This is a genomic window from Pseudomonas fildesensis, from assembly GCF_001050345.1.
GTDB lineage: Bacteria > Pseudomonadota > Gammaproteobacteria > Pseudomonadales > Pseudomonadaceae > Aquipseudomonas > Aquipseudomonas fildesensis.
The window spans coordinates 238,922-258,282 of sequence record NZ_LFMW01000012.1 but is presented as its reverse complement, the minus strand read 5'-3'; the positions used below and the strand labels follow the sequence as shown (position 1 = coordinate 258,282).

At 61.2% G+C, this 19,361-nt stretch carries 14 protein-coding genes; 3 read left to right on the top strand and 11 right to left on the bottom strand.

What is annotated here, in order from left to right; genetic code table 11:
- Positions 1 to 348 precede the first annotated feature (348 nt).
- The gene (locus ACR52_RS18325) at positions 349 to 687 is read left to right on the top strand and encodes a hypothetical protein (protein WP_048727309.1); all 339 of its coding nucleotides are present in this window, start codon (positions 349 to 351) and stop codon (positions 685 to 687) included.
- 45 nt (positions 688 to 732) lie between these two features.
- On the opposite strand, the gene ACR52_RS18320 is transcribed toward ACR52_RS18325, so the two are convergent.
- Positions 733 to 2,001 carry an Hsp70 family protein gene (locus tag ACR52_RS18320; RefSeq protein WP_048727307.1) on the bottom strand — a complete coding sequence of 423 codons (1,269 nt, stop codon included), beginning with the start codon at positions 1,999 to 2,001 and terminating at the stop codon, positions 733 to 735.
- Between the two features lie 238 nt (positions 2,002 to 2,239).
- Between ACR52_RS18320 and ACR52_RS18315 the strand changes: the two genes are divergently transcribed.
- Both ACR52_RS18315 and ACR52_RS18310 read left to right on the top strand, forming a co-directional pair.
- Positions 2,240 to 3,187, top strand: coding sequence for a DnaJ C-terminal domain-containing protein (locus tag ACR52_RS18315; RefSeq protein WP_048727305.1), 948 nt, complete (start codon positions 2,240 to 2,242; stop codon positions 3,185 to 3,187).
- Between the two features lie 81 nt (positions 3,188 to 3,268).
- Positions 3,269 to 10,258: an NEL-type E3 ubiquitin ligase domain-containing protein gene (locus tag ACR52_RS18310; RefSeq protein WP_048727301.1), complete on the top strand. Its 6,990-nt coding sequence runs from the start codon at positions 3,269 to 3,271 to the stop codon at positions 10,256 to 10,258.
- Between the two features lie 283 nt (positions 10,259 to 10,541).
- Here the strand turns inward: ACR52_RS18310 and ureC are convergent, their stop codons facing one another.
- The 10 genes from ureC to urtB form a co-directional block, all read right to left on the bottom strand.
- Positions 10,542 to 12,242, bottom strand: a complete 1,701-nt coding sequence (ureC, locus tag ACR52_RS18305; protein ID WP_048727298.1) for an urease subunit alpha — start codon at positions 12,240 to 12,242, stop codon at positions 10,542 to 10,544.
- A 155-nt stretch (positions 12,243 to 12,397) separates the two neighbouring features.
- Positions 12,398 to 12,706: an urease subunit beta gene (locus tag ACR52_RS18300; RefSeq protein ID WP_048727296.1), complete on the bottom strand. Its 309-nt coding sequence runs from the start codon at positions 12,704 to 12,706 to the stop codon at positions 12,398 to 12,400.
- Complete coding sequence (locus ACR52_RS18295) at positions 12,703 to 13,236, bottom strand: GNAT family N-acetyltransferase (protein ID WP_048727293.1); 534 nt, start codon at positions 13,234 to 13,236, stop codon at positions 12,703 to 12,705. The genes ACR52_RS18300 and ACR52_RS18295 overlap by 4 nt, the downstream gene beginning before the upstream one ends.
- A gap of 5 nt (positions 13,237 to 13,241) precedes the next feature.
- Positions 13,242 to 13,754, bottom strand: coding sequence for a GNAT family N-acetyltransferase (locus ACR52_RS18290; RefSeq protein ID WP_048727290.1), 513 nt, complete (start codon positions 13,752 to 13,754; stop codon positions 13,242 to 13,244).
- A gap of 9 nt (positions 13,755 to 13,763) precedes the next feature.
- Entirely contained in the window at positions 13,764 to 14,066 is a 303-nt protein-coding gene (locus ACR52_RS18285) for an urease subunit gamma (RefSeq protein ID WP_048727287.1), read from the bottom strand.
- A gap of 85 nt (positions 14,067 to 14,151) precedes the next feature.
- The gene (locus tag ACR52_RS18280) at positions 14,152 to 14,991 is read right to left on the bottom strand and encodes an urease accessory protein UreD (RefSeq protein ID WP_048727284.1); all 840 of its coding nucleotides are present in this window, start codon (positions 14,989 to 14,991) and stop codon (positions 14,152 to 14,154) included.
- A 43-nt stretch (positions 14,992 to 15,034) separates the two neighbouring features.
- Positions 15,035 to 15,733, bottom strand: coding sequence for an urea ABC transporter ATP-binding subunit UrtE (gene urtE, locus ACR52_RS18275; RefSeq protein WP_048727281.1), 699 nt, complete (start codon positions 15,731 to 15,733; stop codon positions 15,035 to 15,037).
- Positions 15,734 to 15,916: 183 nt separating this feature from the next.
- Positions 15,917 to 16,777: an urea ABC transporter ATP-binding protein UrtD gene (gene urtD / locus ACR52_RS18270; protein ID WP_048727278.1), complete on the bottom strand. Its 861-nt coding sequence runs from the start codon at positions 16,775 to 16,777 to the stop codon at positions 15,917 to 15,919.
- Entirely contained in the window at positions 16,774 to 17,853 is a 1,080-nt protein-coding gene (gene urtC / locus ACR52_RS18265) for an urea ABC transporter permease subunit UrtC (protein ID WP_048727275.1), read from the bottom strand. The genes urtD and urtC overlap by 4 nt, the downstream gene beginning before the upstream one ends.
- Complete coding sequence (gene urtB / locus ACR52_RS18260; RefSeq protein WP_048727273.1) at positions 17,853 to 19,355, bottom strand: urea ABC transporter permease subunit UrtB; 1,503 nt, start codon at positions 19,353 to 19,355, stop codon at positions 17,853 to 17,855. The genes urtC and urtB overlap by 1 nt, the downstream gene beginning before the upstream one ends.
- Between the last annotated feature and the right edge of the window lie 6 nt (positions 19,356 to 19,361).

The window sequence follows — 19,361 nt, the reverse complement described above, 5'->3', positions numbered from 1 at the left end:
AGGCCGTTCAGTCAAAACGGTGGCGTGTCGAACGCGATCTTTGTGGCGAGCAGGCTTGTCGTGGCGAGCGGGCTTGCCCCGCGTTGGGCTGCGAAGCGGCCCCAGTCAAGAAGAATGCGGTGCTTCAGGCACTCCGTGGCGCCTGGTTTTGGGGCTGCTTCGCAGCCCAACGCGGGGCAAGCCCGCTCGCCACAACAAGCCCGCCTGCCTCAGCCCGCTTGCCTCAACTAGCCCTTATTGACTCGTTCACACCTGTTATTTTTGACAGTAGACAGTGTTTTTTCTACCTGCTTATCTACCTGGCAAGACAGTCAGCGGGTGCTGGCTCTGCCTACCGGGAGAACGTTCATGAGTGCAATCGAGCTAAGTGGCGAAGCCAGCGTTATCGACGTGCTGCAAAAAACATCGAAACCGGTAGTGCTGGTGTTTTTGGGTAACCTGACCAAGGCCGATGGGACTCCGTCTGCAAGCGGCAAGATGAAGGCGGTGATGGAGGCGTTGGCGGAAGATTCTGTTGTGAGCGGCGCCCAGTTGCTGATCAAGAACTTCGACGCCAAGGGCACCGTTGAAAAACTCTACGATGTCCAGTCAGGTCCGACGACGCTGCTTCTCCAGACCAAAACGATCGTGGGCCACTACCCCCAGGACTGGATGAAACAAACCATTAAAGATGCATTCCACCTTTGAACGCTCGATCGTTCCCCGCGCAAGGGAACGATCAACTTCAACGAATCAGCAGCCGTACCGCTTGCTGGCCTCAATCGCCAACCCGCTACCAATGCTGCCAAAGATATTCCCTTCCACATGCCGCGCATTCGGCAGCATCGCCGAGATGCTGTGGCGCAGTGCCGGGATGCCGCTGGAACCACCGGTAAAGAACACCGTGTCTACCTGCGCCACATCCACCGAAGCATCATTCAACAGCTGCGTCACCGCGTTGCGCACTCGCTCCAGCAGGCTGTCGATGGCCGACTCGAACAACGCCCGGCTCAATTCCACGCTCAACCCCGGTTCAACCCGATCCAGCAGCACATGGCGGCTGTCTGCGTGGGTCAGCTGGATCTTGGTTTCTTCCACTTCCATGGCCAGCCAGTGCCCGGCGCGCTGTTCGATCAGCTTGAACAGGCGGTCGATGCCGCCGGTGTCTTCGATGTCGTAGCGCATGCTGCCGAGGGCCAGCTGGGATTTTTGCGAGTACACCGAGTTGATGGTGTGCCAGGTGGCCAGGTTCATGTGGTGGCTGGTTGGCATGTAGGCGCCGCTTTTCATGCGGCTGCCGTAGCCGAACAGCGGCATCATGCCTTGCAGGCTGAGCTGTTTGTCGAAATCGGTACCGCCGATGTGCACGCCACCGGTGGCGAGGATGTCGTCGTGGCGGTTGTCGTTGTGACGGCGGTCGGGGGACAGGCGCACCAGCGAGAAGTCGGAGGTACCACCGCCGATGTCGACGATCAGCACCAGCTCTTCTTTTTCGATGGTGGACTCGTAGTCGAACGCGGCCGCAATCGGCTCGTACTGGAACGAGATGTCCTTGAAGCCGATGGCCCGTGCCACGTCGACCAGGGTGTTTTCGGCTTCCTGGTCGGCCATCGGGTCGTCATCGACGAAGAACACCGGGCGGCCCAGCACCACTTCTTCGAACTCACGACCGGCGGTGGCTTCGGCGCGGCTCTTGAGTTGGCCGATAAACAGCCCGAGCAGGTCGGTGAACGGCATGGCCGTGCCCAATACGCTGGTGTCGTGCTTGATCAGCTTGGAACCCAGCAGGCTTTTGAGCGAGCGCATCAGCCGGCCTTCGTAGTTTTCCAGGTATTCGTGCAGGGCCAGGCGACCGTACACCGGGCGGCGCTCCTCGAAGTTGAAGAACACCACCGACGGCAACGTGATCTTGTCGTCCTCCAGCGCGATAAGCGTCTCCTCGCCGGGGCGGATCCAGCCGACGGTGGAGTTGGACGTGCCGAAGTCGATGCCGCAGGCACGGGCTGGGGATGGGTTTTTCATGTCTATCGGGTTCCGGTTGAAAAACGGCCGCGCAGTGTATGCCAGTCGGCGGCGGATGCGTAGGCCGACCATCCGTTAAATTGTGCTTGAAACTGGGCGATTCGCCCCCACATGTGTTGCATACGGCGAGTGCCGATAACACGTTGACGCAACCCCTGGCCACTAGACTTAACAGATGCAAAACAGCGCATGTTTTGCCCCGGGCTGTGCGATCTCGATTAAGGAGGGTGACGCTTCGATGGATTTCAAAGACTACTACAAGATACTGGGTGTCGAGCCGACGGCCGATGACAAGGCAATCAAGGCTGCCTATCGCAAGCTCGCGCGTAAATATCACCCGGACGTGAGTAAGGAAAAAGACGCGGAAGAGAAATTCAAGGACGCGTCCGAAGCCTATGAAGCGCTTAAAAGTGCCGACAAGCGCGCGGAATACGACGAACTGCGCAAATACGGCCAGCACGGCCAGCCGTTCCAGGGCCCGCCGGGCTGGCAGAGCCGTGGTGGGTTCGGCGGCGGTGGCGGTGGCGCGGGCACTGAAGATTTTTCCGATTTCTTCAGCTCGATCTTCGGCGGCCGTGGCGATGCCTTCGGCGGTGGCCAGCGCCGCCCTACCGGGCGCAAAGGCCAGGATGTGGAGATGCAGCTGTCGGTATCTCTCGAGGACACACTGTCCAACGAGTCCAAGCAGATCAGCTTCCAGGTGCCGCAATACGATGCCTCGGGTCGGCACGTCAGCAACACCACCAAGAGCCTGAACGTGAAGATCCCCGCCGGCGTGGCCGATGGCGAGCGCATCCGCCTCAAAGCGCAGGGCGCACCGGGCATTGGCGGTGGGGCCAATGGCGACCTGTATCTGATCATCAAGTTTGCGTCGCACCCCAAGTTCGAGGTGGACGGTGAAAACCTGATCATCAACTTGCCCCTGGCGCCTTGGGAATTGGCGTTGGGCGCGGAAGTGGCGGTGCCGACCCTCACCGGCAAGATCAACCTCAAGGTGCCGGCCGGCAGCCAGAACGGCCAGCGCATGCGCGCCAAGGGCCATGGCCTGCTGAACAAGGCCGGGCAGCGCGGCTATTTGTTTGTGCAGCTCAAGGCCGTGATGCCCAAAAACAGCGACGAGGAGGTCAAAGCGTTGTGGCAGGAGTTGGCGCAGAAAGCGGCGTTCAATCCCCGTGAGCATTTCTGATCGGCGATAAATAGCTAGGGCTTTTCAGGTAGGGCTATTCGATAGGCTGGTTTTTTTACAGCCCCTCATGGATGGCCCTTTATGTCAGAACAACCCGTTCCCCCTACCGCCGAAGGCTCCTTTAATGTTGACCTTCGGGGTGTGCACTACGACTTCCTCAAAGACCGCGTGCCTGCCTGGTTCAACCAGGGTTCCAGCCAGCGCCAGGAAGAACTCGCCAACCAGGTAATAGAACTGCCCAGTTGGTATCTGAGCGCCACGGCTGAGCAAAAGTCTGCCCTGGCCGACAGCCATACGCGCTACCGCGAGACCTTGAACCAGGTGGAGAACACCCTGGGCGGTATCAAGGATGTACTCGCCTTTGCCGAGCAACCGCTTAAAGACGCGATCAAAAAACGCTTCAACCTGGATGTGGATGTCAAGAACGTCTACTTCGCCCGCAAATATGCGTTTAAAAGCCGCGACGACCTGTTCGGTGCGCTTGTCTTCGAACAGGCGAGCGACCTGGCGCTACGTTATGAATACCGTGGCGTTTCGTTGCTTGAGGCCGCCCTGGCCAATTTTACGCCCGAGGAAGCCCAGGCCAGTGCCTGCAGTGATTGCCAGATCATCACCCGGTGGAGCGCGTATGACGGTGAAGTCATACCGACGTTTCACGCGGTCAATCGCCAGGCCCTGCCCATCGCCCCGCATGAATTTGCCCACCTGTGCCGCGCCCTGGACTTGGGGACTTTGTATCAGCAGCACATCAAGGCCATCGTCCAGCCAGAGGCTCTAACCGAACGCACCGCGCTGCAAACCCAACTGCAAGAGCATCACCGCCAACTGCTGGCGCTGAGCGCCGAGGTGGCCGTTCACACGCCTGAGTGGGGGATCAGCGCCGATGCTTACCGCATGATCAAGCCGGTGATCACCGACCCGAGCAGCGCCACCCTCGATGGCAAGCCGGTGACGTTTGCTGCGCTGAAGCTATTTGGCAGTGTATTGGTGGGGCCGTTGATGATCGGGCCTGACCGTAAAGACAGTGACAGGGTCGAGCGCCTGGTGGTGTATATCCCCAATGACCCCCAGCAGCCGCTCAAGGAATATGCCTCCAGCGCCGAGTTCATGGTCGACCTCAGGGCCCGTTTGCACAGTGCTTCGTACCGCCGCTTTTTCAGCCGCTTTGTGCCCCAGCGCGAGCAGGGGAGTGTTTTCCAGCATTTCAATGCGCTGTACAAACCGTCCAGGGACAACGGCGCGGCCGGCGATTACCCGATAGCGTCAAGGCCGGTGAAATTGCCCCTGGATGAGCGAGTGATCGGCGCCAACCTGTGGGAGCAGTTGCGCGCGGACCAGCTGCGCAAGATTTTCTCCGACGCCCGCGCCGTTGCTGTGCCCACCGGCGACGAAGACCGCAAGGCGCGAATGGACCGGCTGTCGAGCTACATGGACGCGGTGATGAGCGTGTTCAACCTCGCCGCTTTTGTGGTGCCGGGGCTGGGGCCGATCATGCTGGCGGTCGGTGGGGCGCAGATGTGCACGCAAGTGTATGAAGGCATCGAAGCTTACGAGCAAGGCGATTTAAAGACCATGTGGGCGCACTTCTCGAGTGTGGCGCTCAATGCGGCGATGCTGGCCGCCGGGGCCAAGGTGTTGCCCGAAATCAAGCTGGCGAGCAGTGTCGACCACCTTAAGCCGGTGACGCTGCCAACCGGCAAGCAGGTGCTGTGGAACCCTGATATGACGCCCTATAAGGTGCCCGTCGAATTGGCTCAAGACGCCAAGCCAGACGCTTTGGGCCTGTACCGGCAGAACGGGCAGACGCTATTGCCCCATGAAACTGATCACTATCAGGTCCGGCAGGAGGCCGACACCGGCCAGTACCGCATCCAGCACCCCAGCCGCCCCGGTGCGTATGAACCGCAACTGGAACATAACCTGAGCGGCGCCTGGAGTCATGAAGTCGAAGAGCCGTTGACGTGGGACAAGCCGACCCTGATCAGGCGCCTGGGCCTGGAGCAGCGTGGGCTCGACACCCAGACACTGGAACAGGCCCGCATCGCCAGCGGCGTCGATGAAGACACCTTGCGCCAGACCTTCGTCGAGCATGAGCCGGTGCCCTTGTTGTTGCAGGACTCGATCCAGCACTTCAAGGCCCACCAGGACCTGACGACCTTTGTCGAGCACATGCACAGCCGCGACCCGGCGGTCTACGCCAAGGCTGACCCGGCGCTGCAACTGCAGATGATTCAGCGTCGCGGAATGTTGCCCGTCAACGCACCGCTTCGAGTCCTGGATGGCGAACTCAGGGTACTTTGGGACGCTGATGCCCCGGCAACGGTATTCAGGCGCGTGGTGGTGGTCACTGAAAGCCAACTGGCGCGCGGCGAGCTGCTCGAAGAGGTGTTGAGTTCCCTGCAAGGCGTTGACCTCGGCCTCAAGGAAATCCCCGGCAATGCTGAAGACGCGCTGGCGGTACGCGCCGGCAAGCTGCGCGAGTACATCGCCACTATCGTCGAGACGTTCAAGGGCTCATTGGCTGAAGAGCGCTACGAAGCATTAAATGCGACCGACGACCCAGAGGTGGGACGGGTCTTGGGCACTTACCCCAAACTGCCGACGTCGATGGCCGCCGAGTTGATCAAAAGCCTGACGGGCGAACAATTGCAGACCTTTCGCGACAGCGGGGTTTTGCCTGAAGAGCAGCGTGCGCAGGCGCGCTGGTTTGAGCAGGAAACACGCGTATCGCGTGCCTATGAAAGGCTGCACCTGGACAGCCTGGCGGACATCGACAGCCAGCGCCTGGCCCTGCGCACCCTGGAAACCTTGCCTGGGTGGCGGCGCGGAACGCGGGTGGAACTGCGCCAATATTCGGCCCAGGGCACGTTGCTCGATGCGATAGGTTCCACGGATTCAACCCCCTTCAAGACCTTGGTACTCAAGGACAATGGCTTGTTCGAGGCGCCCATGCCCCGGGATTTCTACGCGGCGACCTGGGACCTGCTGTCCGCCGCAGAGCGCCAGGCCCTGGGGTTTACCGATGCGTTGCAAATGAAGGCCGCTATTTCGCACTCACCGCTGCCTCGCGCACCGCTGCGCACGGTGTTGCTGGAGCATCCTGTGCTTAGGCCAAGCATTGAAGCGGGGCAGCGACTGCTGGGCGGTGGCCGTGGGTTTCGACAGCTGCTGAGCCGTGTCTTTGGCCCTTCGGAGGTGGCCGTAAACGCCCGTGTCCGCGCGTTGTACCCCGCCATGACTGACGAGGAAGTCACGGCCTTTGTCCAGTCATTGGGGAGTAATGTCCAAGGTGGGCTGGCGCTTCGGGAAGCTGAGTTCAAGACGCTGCGCAAGGCGCTGCAGGTTTGGGTTCAAGCCAATGCTCCGGGCGTGGTGGATCCCTTCGACCCAGTGCTTCGTTTCGCCAAGGATATTGTGAGCCACTGGCGTCGTACGAGTAGAGGCCCCCTGCGGTGGGTGGCGAGGGGCGGGCTGGAGCTGCCGGTATTGAGCGCCGACTTCAGTCATGTCGAGCAGCTTGATCTCTACGGTGCCAAATGGTCGGGCAACGCGGATGCATTCCTTGAAAAATTCACCCAGCTCAAAACGTTGAGCATTCGCAAATGCGGGCTCACTGCGCTGCCCGCCGCCATGGGTGCCATGAACACCCTGACCTCGTTGGATTTATCCACCAACACCCTTCGCTTGACCCCCCAAAGCGCCAGAGTACTGAGCACCCTCGGCAACCTTGAAACGCTTTACCTCTCCGGTAATCCACTGGGGGTTGCCCCGGATTTCAGCGCAATGGCGCACTTGAAACGCCTGGGGTTGAGGGGCACGCAACTGGAGCAGTGGCCAACGGGGTTGGCCGCGCGCACGGGGTTGGAGGTCGTTGACTTGAGCCATAACCTATTGCGTGAGGTGCCCGCGCACTACCTTAACCCGCCGGTTGAGCAGCTCGAAGAGAGCGCACGACTCAATAGCGTCACCCTGCTTGAAGGCAACCCATTTCCTGCCGATTATTGGCAGCAGTTCGATCGCTATTGGCGGCGCCTGGAACAGGCCCAGCCGGGCCTGGCGAAAAACGCCCGCGACGGCGCGTTTGACAGTGGCAACCCCAGGCTTGAAAAGGTTCGGCGCATGTACCCGGACAAGCGCACGCACGAGGCCAGGGAGTGGCTCTGGAACTTGGGTGAAAATCCCGACACCGAGCTGGCCCGGCTCGAACAGGAGTTCAATAGCCTGCAACGGCAGTTAAACGCCTGGTTGTTCTCGGGGGGCGGCGAACGCCAACGCTATGTGAGGACACACCAACGGCAAGCCAACGCCAGTGGCCAGAATGCTCGTTACCAGGCCCAGCAACGGATCCTCGCGTGTTGGCGCCGGGACACCCCGCAAGTGCTTAACAATGACCGGCAACCGATTGGCCTGGAGCTGGACCTGAGTGGCCTGGCGCTGCCGAGCTTGCCGGATCTGGATGTCGATTTCAGCCATGTGGGTTCACTGAAATTGAGCAACATGGGGCTCAGCGCTTCGCCGGAAGGGTTCCTGGCGCGCTACCGGCATCTGCGCTGGCTGGAGCTGTCAAACAACCAGCTGCGCGAGCTGCCGCCGGCCCTGAGGGACATGCATGGCCTGACCCGTTTGTTTTTGAATAACAACCAAATCCGCCTGAGCCCAGAAACGGCGCAGATCCTGTCGCAGCGCGTGACACTGCGAGCGCTCTGGCTGCACCACAACGTGCTCGGCACCCCGCCGGATTTCAGCCTGATCACCGATATGCGCTCGCTCAACCTGAACAACGCGGGTATTGATACCTGGCCCGCCGGTTTGGCCGAGCAACCGAGGCTGGACAGCATCGATCTGAGGAACAACAACATCACCACCCTTCCGGCCTCAGTCATTGCGCCACCTGACGAGCAGTTGGCGCAGTCGGCGCGGGTTAATGGTGTGACGTTTGTATCCGGCAATCCGTTGACTGAGGGCACCCTGCAACAGGTCAGGGCGTACAACCGGCGATTGGAGCAGGCGGGGCTGGCGTCAGCGAGCAATCCGAACAACCTGGTGACCACCGCGCTGAACATCCGTGCGCCGGTCGTACCCGGAGCCGGCGCGCAGCAGCCGTTCCTGCGCTGGGCCCAGGACCTGCCCGCGAGCCAACTGTCAGCCAAAGAAGCCCAGTGGCAGGCATTACGTGGCGAGGAGCGTGCAGGCCCGTTCTTCGACATCCTTAATCGCCTGGACCCGGCCGGCACCGGCCATGCCGACCTGCAACGTCGCGTCTGGGAAGTGATCGACAGCATCAGCGAAAACACTGCGGAATCGGACAACCACCGCAAGGCGTTATTCGACCGAGCGGGCGAGCCGGGTTGCTGCGACCGCGCGGCGTTCTCGTTCAGCAATATGGAAGTGATGACACTGGTCTACAAGGCGCGTGCGCAAGCCACGGGGCAGGTGCAAGGTGCACAGCTGTCGAGTTTGTCCAAAGGTTTGTTCCGTCTGCACGAAGTCGACAAGTTTGCATCAACGGACATCCAGCGCAGCGAGGCCATCGTCAATGACCCTGCGGTTTCGATAGCCGATAAGTTGCCCCATACAGCACGTCTGGCTGAAGAAGTGGAGATCCGGCTGGCGTATCGCTTCGGCCTCAAGGACCGGTTGCAATTGCCGGGGCAGCCGCAGCAAGTCCGGTTCACCAGCATGGGCGGGGTCACACCGGCGATGCTGGACACCGCCTACGAAAAAATCGTCGCCCTGGACAACTCCGCCGAAGAGTTTCAGGCCCTGTTGTCCCAGGATTTCTGGCAGGACTATGTAACCCACAAGCACCGTACGCAATTTGATGCGCAGAGCGAGCCCTATCAGCAGCAGCTGGTCGCGCTGCATGCGGCGCGGGTTGCCGAGACGTTGTCCGACGGGGTCTATAAGGAGAAAGCCGATAACCTGCAAGCGCAGCTGGCGATCAAGGAAAGTGCATTGATCGAAGCATTGAGCCGCCAGGAAATCGCGCAGATTCTGTTGCCGCGCGAAAACCTTGAAGTGCTGGTGCCCGCCAGCGAACGAGCAACGCCTGGGTTGCAGCTCTCACAGGCGCAAGCCATCGATCTCAATGGGAAACAGTACTTCATTGCGAGCATGCCTGATGCCGGGGACGGCGAGCACTACGTGTTGTGGGTGCAGGCGCGAGATAATCCGTTTGCCCTGGCCAGCAGCGGGATCATCGCCAAACCGGATGTAGCCGGGGGTTGGACGCGCAGAGGCTTGTCGGGAGGGATGAGGCCAGGTGCTGCCGAGGAGGTGTTTGAAGACACCACCGAGTCCATGCCGGTGGCGCCCTACACGGCGGACGAACTCGCTTCGATGAAGCGCGAAGTTCATTTCATACACCTCAGAAATATACCCGGCAGTTATGACCGTGTTAACAACGGCAGGTATCCGCTCAGGGATCTACAGGGCAAACCGATACGTATTCGAGAACTGCAGAGAACCGTCATTGCGCAGTCGGGTGTTCAATACCGTTCAGCGCCCATCAAGCCGTACATTCAGTTTGAAGGGTTTGAGGCCGTGGGGGCACTTTATGAGCAGAAACTGCAGCGGCGTGTGTTCACTGCGCAGGATATGAAGGTGCCCCAGGAAAAGTCGCTGATAGGGCAGTCCATGGTGGTGGCCAACACGCGTATCGCCCAAGGGGAAATCGTCGGCGTTTACGGCGGGACCGTTCTTCCCTCTGGAGTGGGCAGTCCCGGAGGGCAGACTTACATCATGCTCGCAGGCGTTAGACCGACCCCTGGAAAACTGGGAGTGGAGCCGATCGAAATCTCGGGGGACAACATTCTCTCCAGGATCAATACCCACTTTGAGTACGACGCTGACGGCAAACCTGTGCGTCAGGCCGTGGGGGGTTACAACGTTGAAGGTGTCGGGTTCGACGTTGACGCGGATGAGGTATGGGGTGTGGGGCCTGCAGCAAAAACAACGCGTACCCGTTTTCTACTGACGGCGGTATTTGCGACCGAAAATATTCCTGCGGGCGCTGAGCTGCGAATGGATTATCAGTACAGCGAAGGCATGATAGAAGCACAGTTTGCGTAACGCGGCGGTTGCCACTGGCCGTCTGATTCCGGGGCCTGTGGCTAATGCCGATCAGTTAAGAAATAGAAAGGGCGAACAATAACTTGTGGCGAGGGAGCTTGCTCCCGCTGGACTGCGTAGCAGTCCCATCTTTGGGGCCGCTTCGCGGCCCAACGGGAGCAAGCTCCCTCGCCACAGTTACGGTGTTTACCCTTAACTGATCGGCATTAGGGCCTGTGGCCATTTGATCAGCCGCTGCATTCAGCCCCGAAGACGAACAGTCTTCGGGGCTGAATCGTCTTCGTCAGAACAAAAAGTAGCGCTGGGCCATGGGCAGCACATCGGCCGGTTCGCACCACAGCAGCACGCCGTCGGCCTTGACCTGGTAAGTCTGCGGATCAACCTCGATATCCGGCAGGTAATCGTTGTGGATCAGGTCGGTTTTCTGCACGTTGCGGCAACCCTTGACCACAGCAATCTGCTTTTTCAAACCCAGGGCCGCGGGCAGTCCGGCATCCTGCGCGGCCTGGCTGATAAACGTCAGGCTGGTGGCGTGCAGCGAGCTGCCGAAGCTGGCGAACATGGGGCGGTAGTGCACCGGCTGCGGTGTGGGAATAGACGCGTTGGCGTCGCCCATCAGGCTTGAGGCAATCGCGCCGCCCTTGAGAATCAGGGTCGGTTTGATGCCGAAGAATGCCGGGCGCCACAGCACCAGGTCGGCCCACTTGCCCACTTCGATCGAACCGACGATATGGCTGATACCGTGGGTGATCGCCGGGTTGATCGTGTACTTGGCGATGTAGCGCTTGGCGCGGAAATTGTCGTTGCCGGGGCCGTCACCCGGCAGGGCGCCGCGCTGTTTTTTCATTTTGTCGGCGGTCTGCCAGGTGCGCGTGATCACTTCGCCAACGCGGCCCATGGCCTGGCTGTCGGAGCTGATCATCGAGAAGGCGCCGAGGTCGTGCAGGATGTCTTCGGCAGCGATGGTCTCGCGGCGGATGCGGCTTTCAGCGAAGGCCACATCTTCGGCAATGCTCGGGTCCAGGTGATGGCAGACCATCAACATGTCCAGGTGCTCGTCGATGGTGTTGCGGGTGAACGGCCGCGTTGGGTTGGTGGAGCTGGGCAGTACGTTGGGGAAGCCACAGGCCTTGATGATGTCCGGCGCGTGACCGCCCCCGGCACCCTCGGTGTGGTAGGTGTGAATGGTGCGACCCTTGAGCGCGGCGAGGGTGGTTTCGACGAAGCCGGATTCGTTGAGGGTGTCGCTGTGGATCGCCACTTGCACGTCGTATTGGTCGGCGACGCTCAGGCAGTTGTCGATACTGGCCGGTGTGGTACCCCAGTCTTCATGCAGCTTCAAACCAATCGCGCCGGCCTTGACCTGTTCGATTAACGGCTCCGGCAAACTCGCGTTGCCCTTGCCGGTAAAACCGATGTTCATCGGGAACGAGTCACTGGCTTGCAGCATGCGCGCCAGGTGCCACGGGCCCGAAGTACAGGTGGTCGCGTTGGTGCCGGTAGCCGGCCCGGTGCCGCCGCCGATCATGGTGGTGACGCCGCTGGTCAGCGCTTCTTCGATCTGCTGCGGGCAGATGAAATGCACATGGGAGTCGATGCCGCCGGCGGTGAGGATCATGCCTTCACCGGCGATCACTTCGGTGCTGGCGCCGATGGCCATGGTCACACCCGGCTGGATATCCGGGTTGCCGGCCTTGCCGATCGCATGAATGCGGCCGTTCTTCAAGCCGACGTCGGCCTTGACGATGCCCCAGTGGTCGATGATCAGTGCGTTGGTGATCAGGGTGTCCACGACCTCATGGGCGAGCAATTGGCTCTGGCCCTGGCCATCGCGGATCACCTTGCCGCCGCCGAATTTCACTTCTTCGCCGTAGACGGTGAAGTCCTGCTCCACTTCGACGAACAACTCGGTGTCGGCCAGGCGCACCTTGTCACCGACGGTGGGGCCGTACATGTCGGCGTAGGCTTGTTTGGAAATTTTCATTAAACGTTGTCCTCGATCGTTGTGGCGAGGGAGCTTGCTCCCGTTGGGCTGCGTAGCGGCCCCAAGGCCATACACTGGGGGTGGGTCAGACGGATTGAGTCAGCTCATCTGCGGGTGCTGCGCACCCGAACGGGAGCAAGCGCCCTCGCCACAGGTCAGTCGAGATTGCCCATGATCCGCCCGGCAAAGCCGAACACCCGGCGCTTGCCGCTCAAGTCGACCAATTCCACCTCACGACTCTGCCCCGGCTCAAACCGCACCGCCGTGCCCGCCGGAATATTCAGGCGCATGCCGCGGCTCAATGCACGGTCAAACGTCAGCGCGTCATTGGTCTCGAAAAAGTGGTAGTGCGAGCCGACCTGAATCGGCCGGTCGCCGCTGTTGGCCACGCTCAACGTGACGGTGCGGCGGCCAACGTTGAGTTCGATCTCGCCAGGCTGGATCTGAAATTCACCAGGAATCATGCAGGTTGCCCCAGGGTCTTGAAGTAGATGGCGGTCGGGCTGTAGCGCCCGTCCGGGCTTTGGCAGTAATCGGGCAGTTCACCGATCTTGGTGTAGCGCAGCGACTGGTAGAAGGCTTCGGCGCTGGAGCCGGCTTCGGTGTCCAGGTACAGCAGGCCGCGCTTGTGCTGGCGCGCGGCGAGTTCCAGGGTGCTCATTAACTGCTGGCCGAGGCCATGGCGGCGCGCGTTGCTGTGCACCAGCAGCTTTTGCACTTCGGCGCGGTTCAGGCCGTTGGCTTTCTGGCACAGCGCCAATTGCACGCTGGCGATCACCTGTTCGTTGCGCACCACTACCCACAGCAGCAGGCTGGCGTCTTCGATACTCGCCTGCACGCCGCTCAAATAGGTGCGGGCCTGGGTCTCATCGAAGTCGGCCATGAAACCGACCGAGGCGCCGTGCCTGACCGCGTCCAGCAACAGCTCAATCAGGCCCAGGCGGTAATGGGCAAAACTTTCAGCATTGACTCGACGCAGTTGAGCGGCGTTCATCAATCTCACTCCTTGGGCGGTTCTGCGCCCGGATTCAACGTCAGTTGCATAAAGGTCAGGTCCAGCCAACTGCCGAACTTGATGCCCACCTGCGACATCTGCCCGGTGGTGATGAAACCCAGGCGTTCATGCAGGCGGATCGAGGCCTGGTTGCCGCTTTCGATGGCGGCGACCATCACGTGTTTGCCACACGTTTTGGCGCGTTCAATCAGCGCTTGCATCAGGCGCGGGCCGAGGCCTTTGCCGCGTTGGTCGTTGCGCACGTACACCGAGTGCTCAACGCTGTAGCGAAAGCCTTCAAAAGGACGCCAGTCGCCGAACGAGGCGTAGCCGATGACTTCATCGTTCTCGATGGCGACCAGGATCGGATAGGCCTGGGCCTGGCGCGCGTTGAACCAGGCCTGGCGGTTGCCCAGGTCCACCGGTTGTTCGTTCCAGATTGCCGTGGTGTTGAGTACCGCATCGTTGTAGATGTCACGGATGTGCGGCAGGTCGTGCTCGGTTGCATCACGAATCATGGCCGGGCCTCAGGCGATGGGCTGGTGGACGGTGACCAGTTTGGTGCCGTCGGGAAAGGTGGCTTCCACCTGGATATCCGGGATCATTTCCGGGATACCTTCCATCACCTGTTCACGGTTGAGCAGGGTGGTGCCGAAATGCATCAGGTCGGCCACGGTGCGGCCGTCGCGCGCGCCTTCCATCAGCGCTGCGGAAATATAGGCGATGGTTTCCGGGTAGTTGAGCTTCACACCGCGCGCCAGGCGGCGCTCGGCGACAAGGCCGGCGGTGAAGATCAGCAGTTTGTCTTTTTCCCGTGGGGTCAGGTCCATGGTTCAGTCCGTGGTGAAATACATTCGTAAATACAAAGGAGATCAAGTGTGGGAGGGGGCAAGCCCCCTCCCACATTGTTGATCTTCATGTGCTCCAGATTCGTGGTGCAACGGCTTCTCGACCAAGCACTGCAGGGCGTAACAATTTCCATAAATCAATCAACCATCCCCGCGCCAGCAGCGCTTCACTGGCCAGGCAACGAGCTACCAGCAAGCCGGGCAGTTGTGTCAGGTCGCCGCGCACGGCGTTGGGCAGGGCGCGGCACTGTTCAAGCAATTCAGGGGCGACGTCGCCGGTCAGCAGCAGGGTTGCGAACACCGGTTGCCCATCCAGCCCGATGGGCGAGTCGAGTAAACCGTCGGCGCCCACAATGCGCTGGCGTTCATGCCAGAGCAACTGGCCGTCGCGGCGGATATCCAGGTGTGATTGAAAGTGCCCCAGGTCGAAACGCTCGCCACTCGCTGGGCGTCCGAGGGCGATCACGTCCCAGTAGAACAACCGGGCATCGCCGTGCAGGTCGATGCGTGTGGTGAGTTCGGCCTGGGCGGCACTGAATACGATGGTTTCCTGGGGCAGCCATTCCAGCGTCGCGCCGGCTTCCACGGTCAATTCGAGCTGCTGAAACGCCGGGCCGCTGGCGCGGTACCACTTGGCCGCGCCAGGGCTAGTCAATTGCGCCCAGGCGCCTTCGGCAACGTGGGCGCAGATGTTCAGGCGGTCGCCGCCGGCAATCCCGCCGGGCGGGTGCACGATGATGTGCTGGCACACCTCGGGGCCTTCGGCGTACAGGTGTTTTTGCACGCGTAGCGGGCCCACATGGCGGCGCATCACCGGGCGCGTGGTGTCGTCGAAACGCGCGTAGCCGAGTTCCAGCGCGGCGTGCCAGCTGGGGGTGAACAGGGCAGGGGAAACGGGCTGGTTCATGGTTAAGTGCTTATCGTTAGGACGCTACAGATTAGAGCGTAACTTATATAGAAACCAAGCCACGCACACCCTCGCTTTCCATATTTTCGCCACGGCCCTGCTGGACGATTTCGCCCCGTGACATCACCAGGTACTGGTCGGCCAGTTCGGCGGCGAAGTCATAAAACTGCTCCACCAGCAGGATCGCCATATCGCCGCGTGCCGCGAGCTTCTTGATCACCGCGCCGATCTCCTTGATCACCGACGGCTGGATGCCTTCGGTGGGCTCATCGAGGATCAACAGGCGCGGGCGGCTGGCCAGGGCCCGGCCAATCGCCAACTGCTGTTGCTGGCCGCCGGACAAATCGCCGCCACGCCGATGTTTCATTTGCAGCAGCACCGGGAACAGTTCGTAGATGAATGCCGGCACTTCCTTGGCTTCGGAGCCTGGGAAACGCGACAGTCCCATCAGCAGGTTCTCTTCCACCGTCAGTCGGCCGAAAATCTCCCGGCCCTGGGGCACGTAGGCGATCCCGGCGTGCACGCGCTGGTGCGGCTTGAAGCCAGTGATGGCCTTGCCCTCCCAGTTCACCGCGCCTTCCTTGGTCGGCAGCAGGCCCATCAGGCACTTGAGCAAGGTGGTCTTGCCCACGCCGTTACGGCCGAGCAGGCAGGTGACTTCGCCGATTTTCACGTCAAAGCACAGCCCGCGCAGGATGTGGCTACCGCCGTAGTATTGGTGAAGGTGTTGTACTTGTAGCATTTGAACTCCGTTAGTTGGGCTTCAAGTCGCAAGCTGGCCGATTGATCTTTCCCACGCTCTGCGTGGGAATGCATCCCGTGACGCTCCGCGTCACCCTTGCGCAGGACTTGAGCGCTGCATCGACAGCGGAACGCGGAGCGTCCCCGGCGGCATTCCCACGCAGAGCGTGGGAACGATCAGCTTTCAGCGACCGAGGTAAACCTCGATAACCCGCTCGTTTTCCTGCACCTGCTCCAGCGACCCTTCGGCCAGCACGCTGCCTTGGTGCAACACAGTCACGTGGTCGGCAATCGAGCCGACAAACCCCATGTCATGCTCCACCACCATCAGTGAGTGCTTGCCCGCCAGGCGTTTGAACAGCTCGGCGGTGAATTCGGTTTCGGCGTCGGTCATGCCAGCCACCGGTTCGTCCAGCAGCAACAGTTGCGGGTCTTGCATCAGCAACATGCCGATTTCCAGGAACTGCTTCTGCCCGTGAGACAGCAAGCCCGCCGGGCGATGCACCGAGGCGGTGAGGCGAATGGTGTCGAGCACCTCAAAGATGCGGTCTTTTTGCTCGCCGCTCAGGCGTGCGCGCAGGCTGGCCCATACCGACTTGTCGGTCTTCTGCGCCAGCTCCAGGTTTTCGAACACGCTGAGGGGCTCGAACACCGTCGGTTTCTGAAACTTGCGCCCGATGCCGGCCTGGGCGATCTGCACTTCGCTCATGCCTGTCAGGTCGAGGGTTTCGCCAAACCAGGCATTGCCGTGGCTGGGTCGGGTCTTGCCGGTGATCACGTCCATCAGCGTGGTTTTGCCCGCGCCATTGGGGCCGATGATGCAGCGCAGTTCGCCGACGCCGATGTACAGGTTGAGGTCGTTGAGCGCCTTGAAACCGTCGAAGCTGACGCTGATATCTTCCAGGGTCAGGATGGTGCCGTGGCGGGTGTTCAGGCCCTTGCCGGCGGCCTGGCCGATGCCGATGGCATCGCGGCTGCTGCCCGCGTCTTTGTTCGGTTCGAGAATAGGTTCAAGCATAAATTCCGCCGTCGCTGTCACTCTCATTGCTCACCCCGTTTCTTCAACAGGCCGATCACGCCCTTGGGTAAATACAAGGTGACGATGATGAACAACGCCCCCAGGAAGAACAGCCAGTATTCCGGGAACGCCACGGTGAACCAGCTCTTCATGCCGTTGACCACGCCGGCGCCCAGCAGCGGGCCGATCAAGGTGCCGCGCCCGCCCAAGGCGACCCACACAGCGGCTTCGATGGAGTTGGTGGGCGACATTTCGCTGGGGTTGATGATGCCCACTTGCGGCACATACAACGCTCCCGCCAAACCGCACAGCACGGCGCTTAACACCCACACGAACAGCTTGAAGCCGCGCGGGTCGTAGCCGCAGAACATCAGGCGGTTCTCGGCGTCGCGCAGTGCCGTCAACACGCGGCCGAACTTGCTCTGCGCCAGGCGCCAGCCGATGTACAAACTTGTCACCAGCAACACCACCGTGGCAAAAAACAGCACCGCCCGCGTGCCCGGTTCGGTAATCCCGAAGCCCAGGATGCTGCGGAAATTGGTGAAGCCGTTATTGCCGCCAAACCCTGTCTCGTTGCGAAAGAACAACAGCATCCCGGCGAACGTCAGGGCCTGGGTCATGATCGAGAAATACACGCCCTTGATCCGCGAGCGAAAGGCGAAGAAACCGAACACCAGCGCCAAGAGTCCTGGCGCCAATACCACCAGGCACATGGCCCAGAGGAAGTGCTCGGTGCCTACCCAGTACCACGGCAATTCGGTCCACGACAGGAACGTCATGAACGCCGGCAGTTCATCGCCGCAGGCCTGGCGCATCAAGTACATGCCCATCGCATAACCGCCGAGGGCAAAGAACAAACCGTGGCCCAGGGACAACATCCCCGCATAGCCCCACACCAGGTCCAGGGCCAGGGCGACGATGGCGTAGCAGAGGATCTTGCCCGTCAGCGTGAGGGTGTAGGCCGAGACATGAAAGGTGTTGTCGGGCGGCAATAACGACAGCAGCGGCAGCGCCAGCAGCGCGGCGAGGATCACTACGCCGACCGCAATCGTCACCTTGGTGCCGGCTTTTTGCGCGGCCGTGAGCATCAATGGCTGGTTCATCAGTCGATCACCCGTCCTTTCAGTGCGAAGAGTCCCTGCGGGCGTTTCTGGATAAACAGAATGATCAGCGCGAGGATCAGAATCTTGCCGAGCACGGCACCGATCTGCGGTTCAAGAATCTTGTTGGCGATGCCCAACCCGAAGGCGGCCATCACGCTACCGGCCAACTGGCCGACACCGCCGAGCACCACCACCAGGAACGAGTCAATGATGTAGCTCTGGCCCAGGTCCGGGCCGACGTTGCCGATCTGGCTCAGGGCTACGCCGCCCAGACCGGCGATGCCGGAACCGAGGCCAAACGCGAGCATGTCCACGCGCCCGGTGGGTACGCCGCAGCAGGCGGCCATGTTGCGGTTCTGGGTAACGGCGCGCACATTGAGGCCCAGGCGTGTCTTGTTCAACAGCAGCCAGGTCAACACCACCACGAACAGCGCGAAGGCGATGATCGCGATGCGGTTGTACGGCAGCACCAGGTTGGGCAGCACTTGAATGCCGCCGGACAGCCACTCGGGGTTGGACACTTCAACGTTCTGCGCACCGAACACCAGGCGCACCAGTTGGATCAGCATCAGGCTGATGCCCCAGGTGGCGAGCAGGGTTTCCAGCGGCCGGCCGTACAAGTGGCGAATCACCGTGCGTTCGAGGGCCATGCCGATCACTGCAGTGACGAAAAACGCCACTGGCAGCGCGATCAGCGGGTAGAACTCGATGGCCTGGGGCACGTAGCGCTGCATCATCAGTTGCACCACATAGGTCGAGTAGGCACCGAGCATCAGCATCTCGCCGTGGGCCATGTTGATCACGCCGAGCAGGCCGAAGGTGATTGCCAGGCCGAGGGCCGCGAGCAGCAGGATCGATCCGAGGGACATGCCGCTGAACGCCTGGCCGAGGATTTCGCCGAGCAGCAGTTTGCGCTTGACCTGGGCCAGGCTGGTCTCGGCGGCGGTGTGTACGGCGGCATCGGTTTCGACGCCGGGGGCGAGCAGGGCTTCGAGGCGGGTGCGTGCGAGAGGGTCGCCGGTGCTGCCGAGCAAGCGCACGGCGGCCAGGCGTACCACCGGGTCGGTATCGACCAGTTGCAGGTTGGCCAAGGCCAGGCTGAGGGCGGTGTGCACCTCCTCGTGGGTTTCTGCGGCGACTTGCTGGTCGAGGAATTTCAGTTGCGCAGGTTGCGCGCTTTTCTGCAGGGTTTGCGCAGCGGCCAGGCGTACCTTGGGGTCGGCGGCGAGCAGTTGCTGGCTGGCCTGCACGTTGTCGATCAGGCCGCGCAGGCGGTTGTTCAGGCGTACGGTTTTGGTTTCACCGTTGACCGTGAGTTGGCCTTGTTGCAGGGCGTCCACCCACTCGATGCGCGCAGGATCAGGCTGGGCGGCCCAGTCCTGAAGCAGCTTGGCTTGTTGCGACGGGTTGGCGGCCAGGAAGTCTTCGGCGTCGTTTGCATATGCCGCCAGGGGCAGCAACAGCAGGGCCGTGAGGATGAGGCGGTGGAGGGCAGTGGGCATAACAAA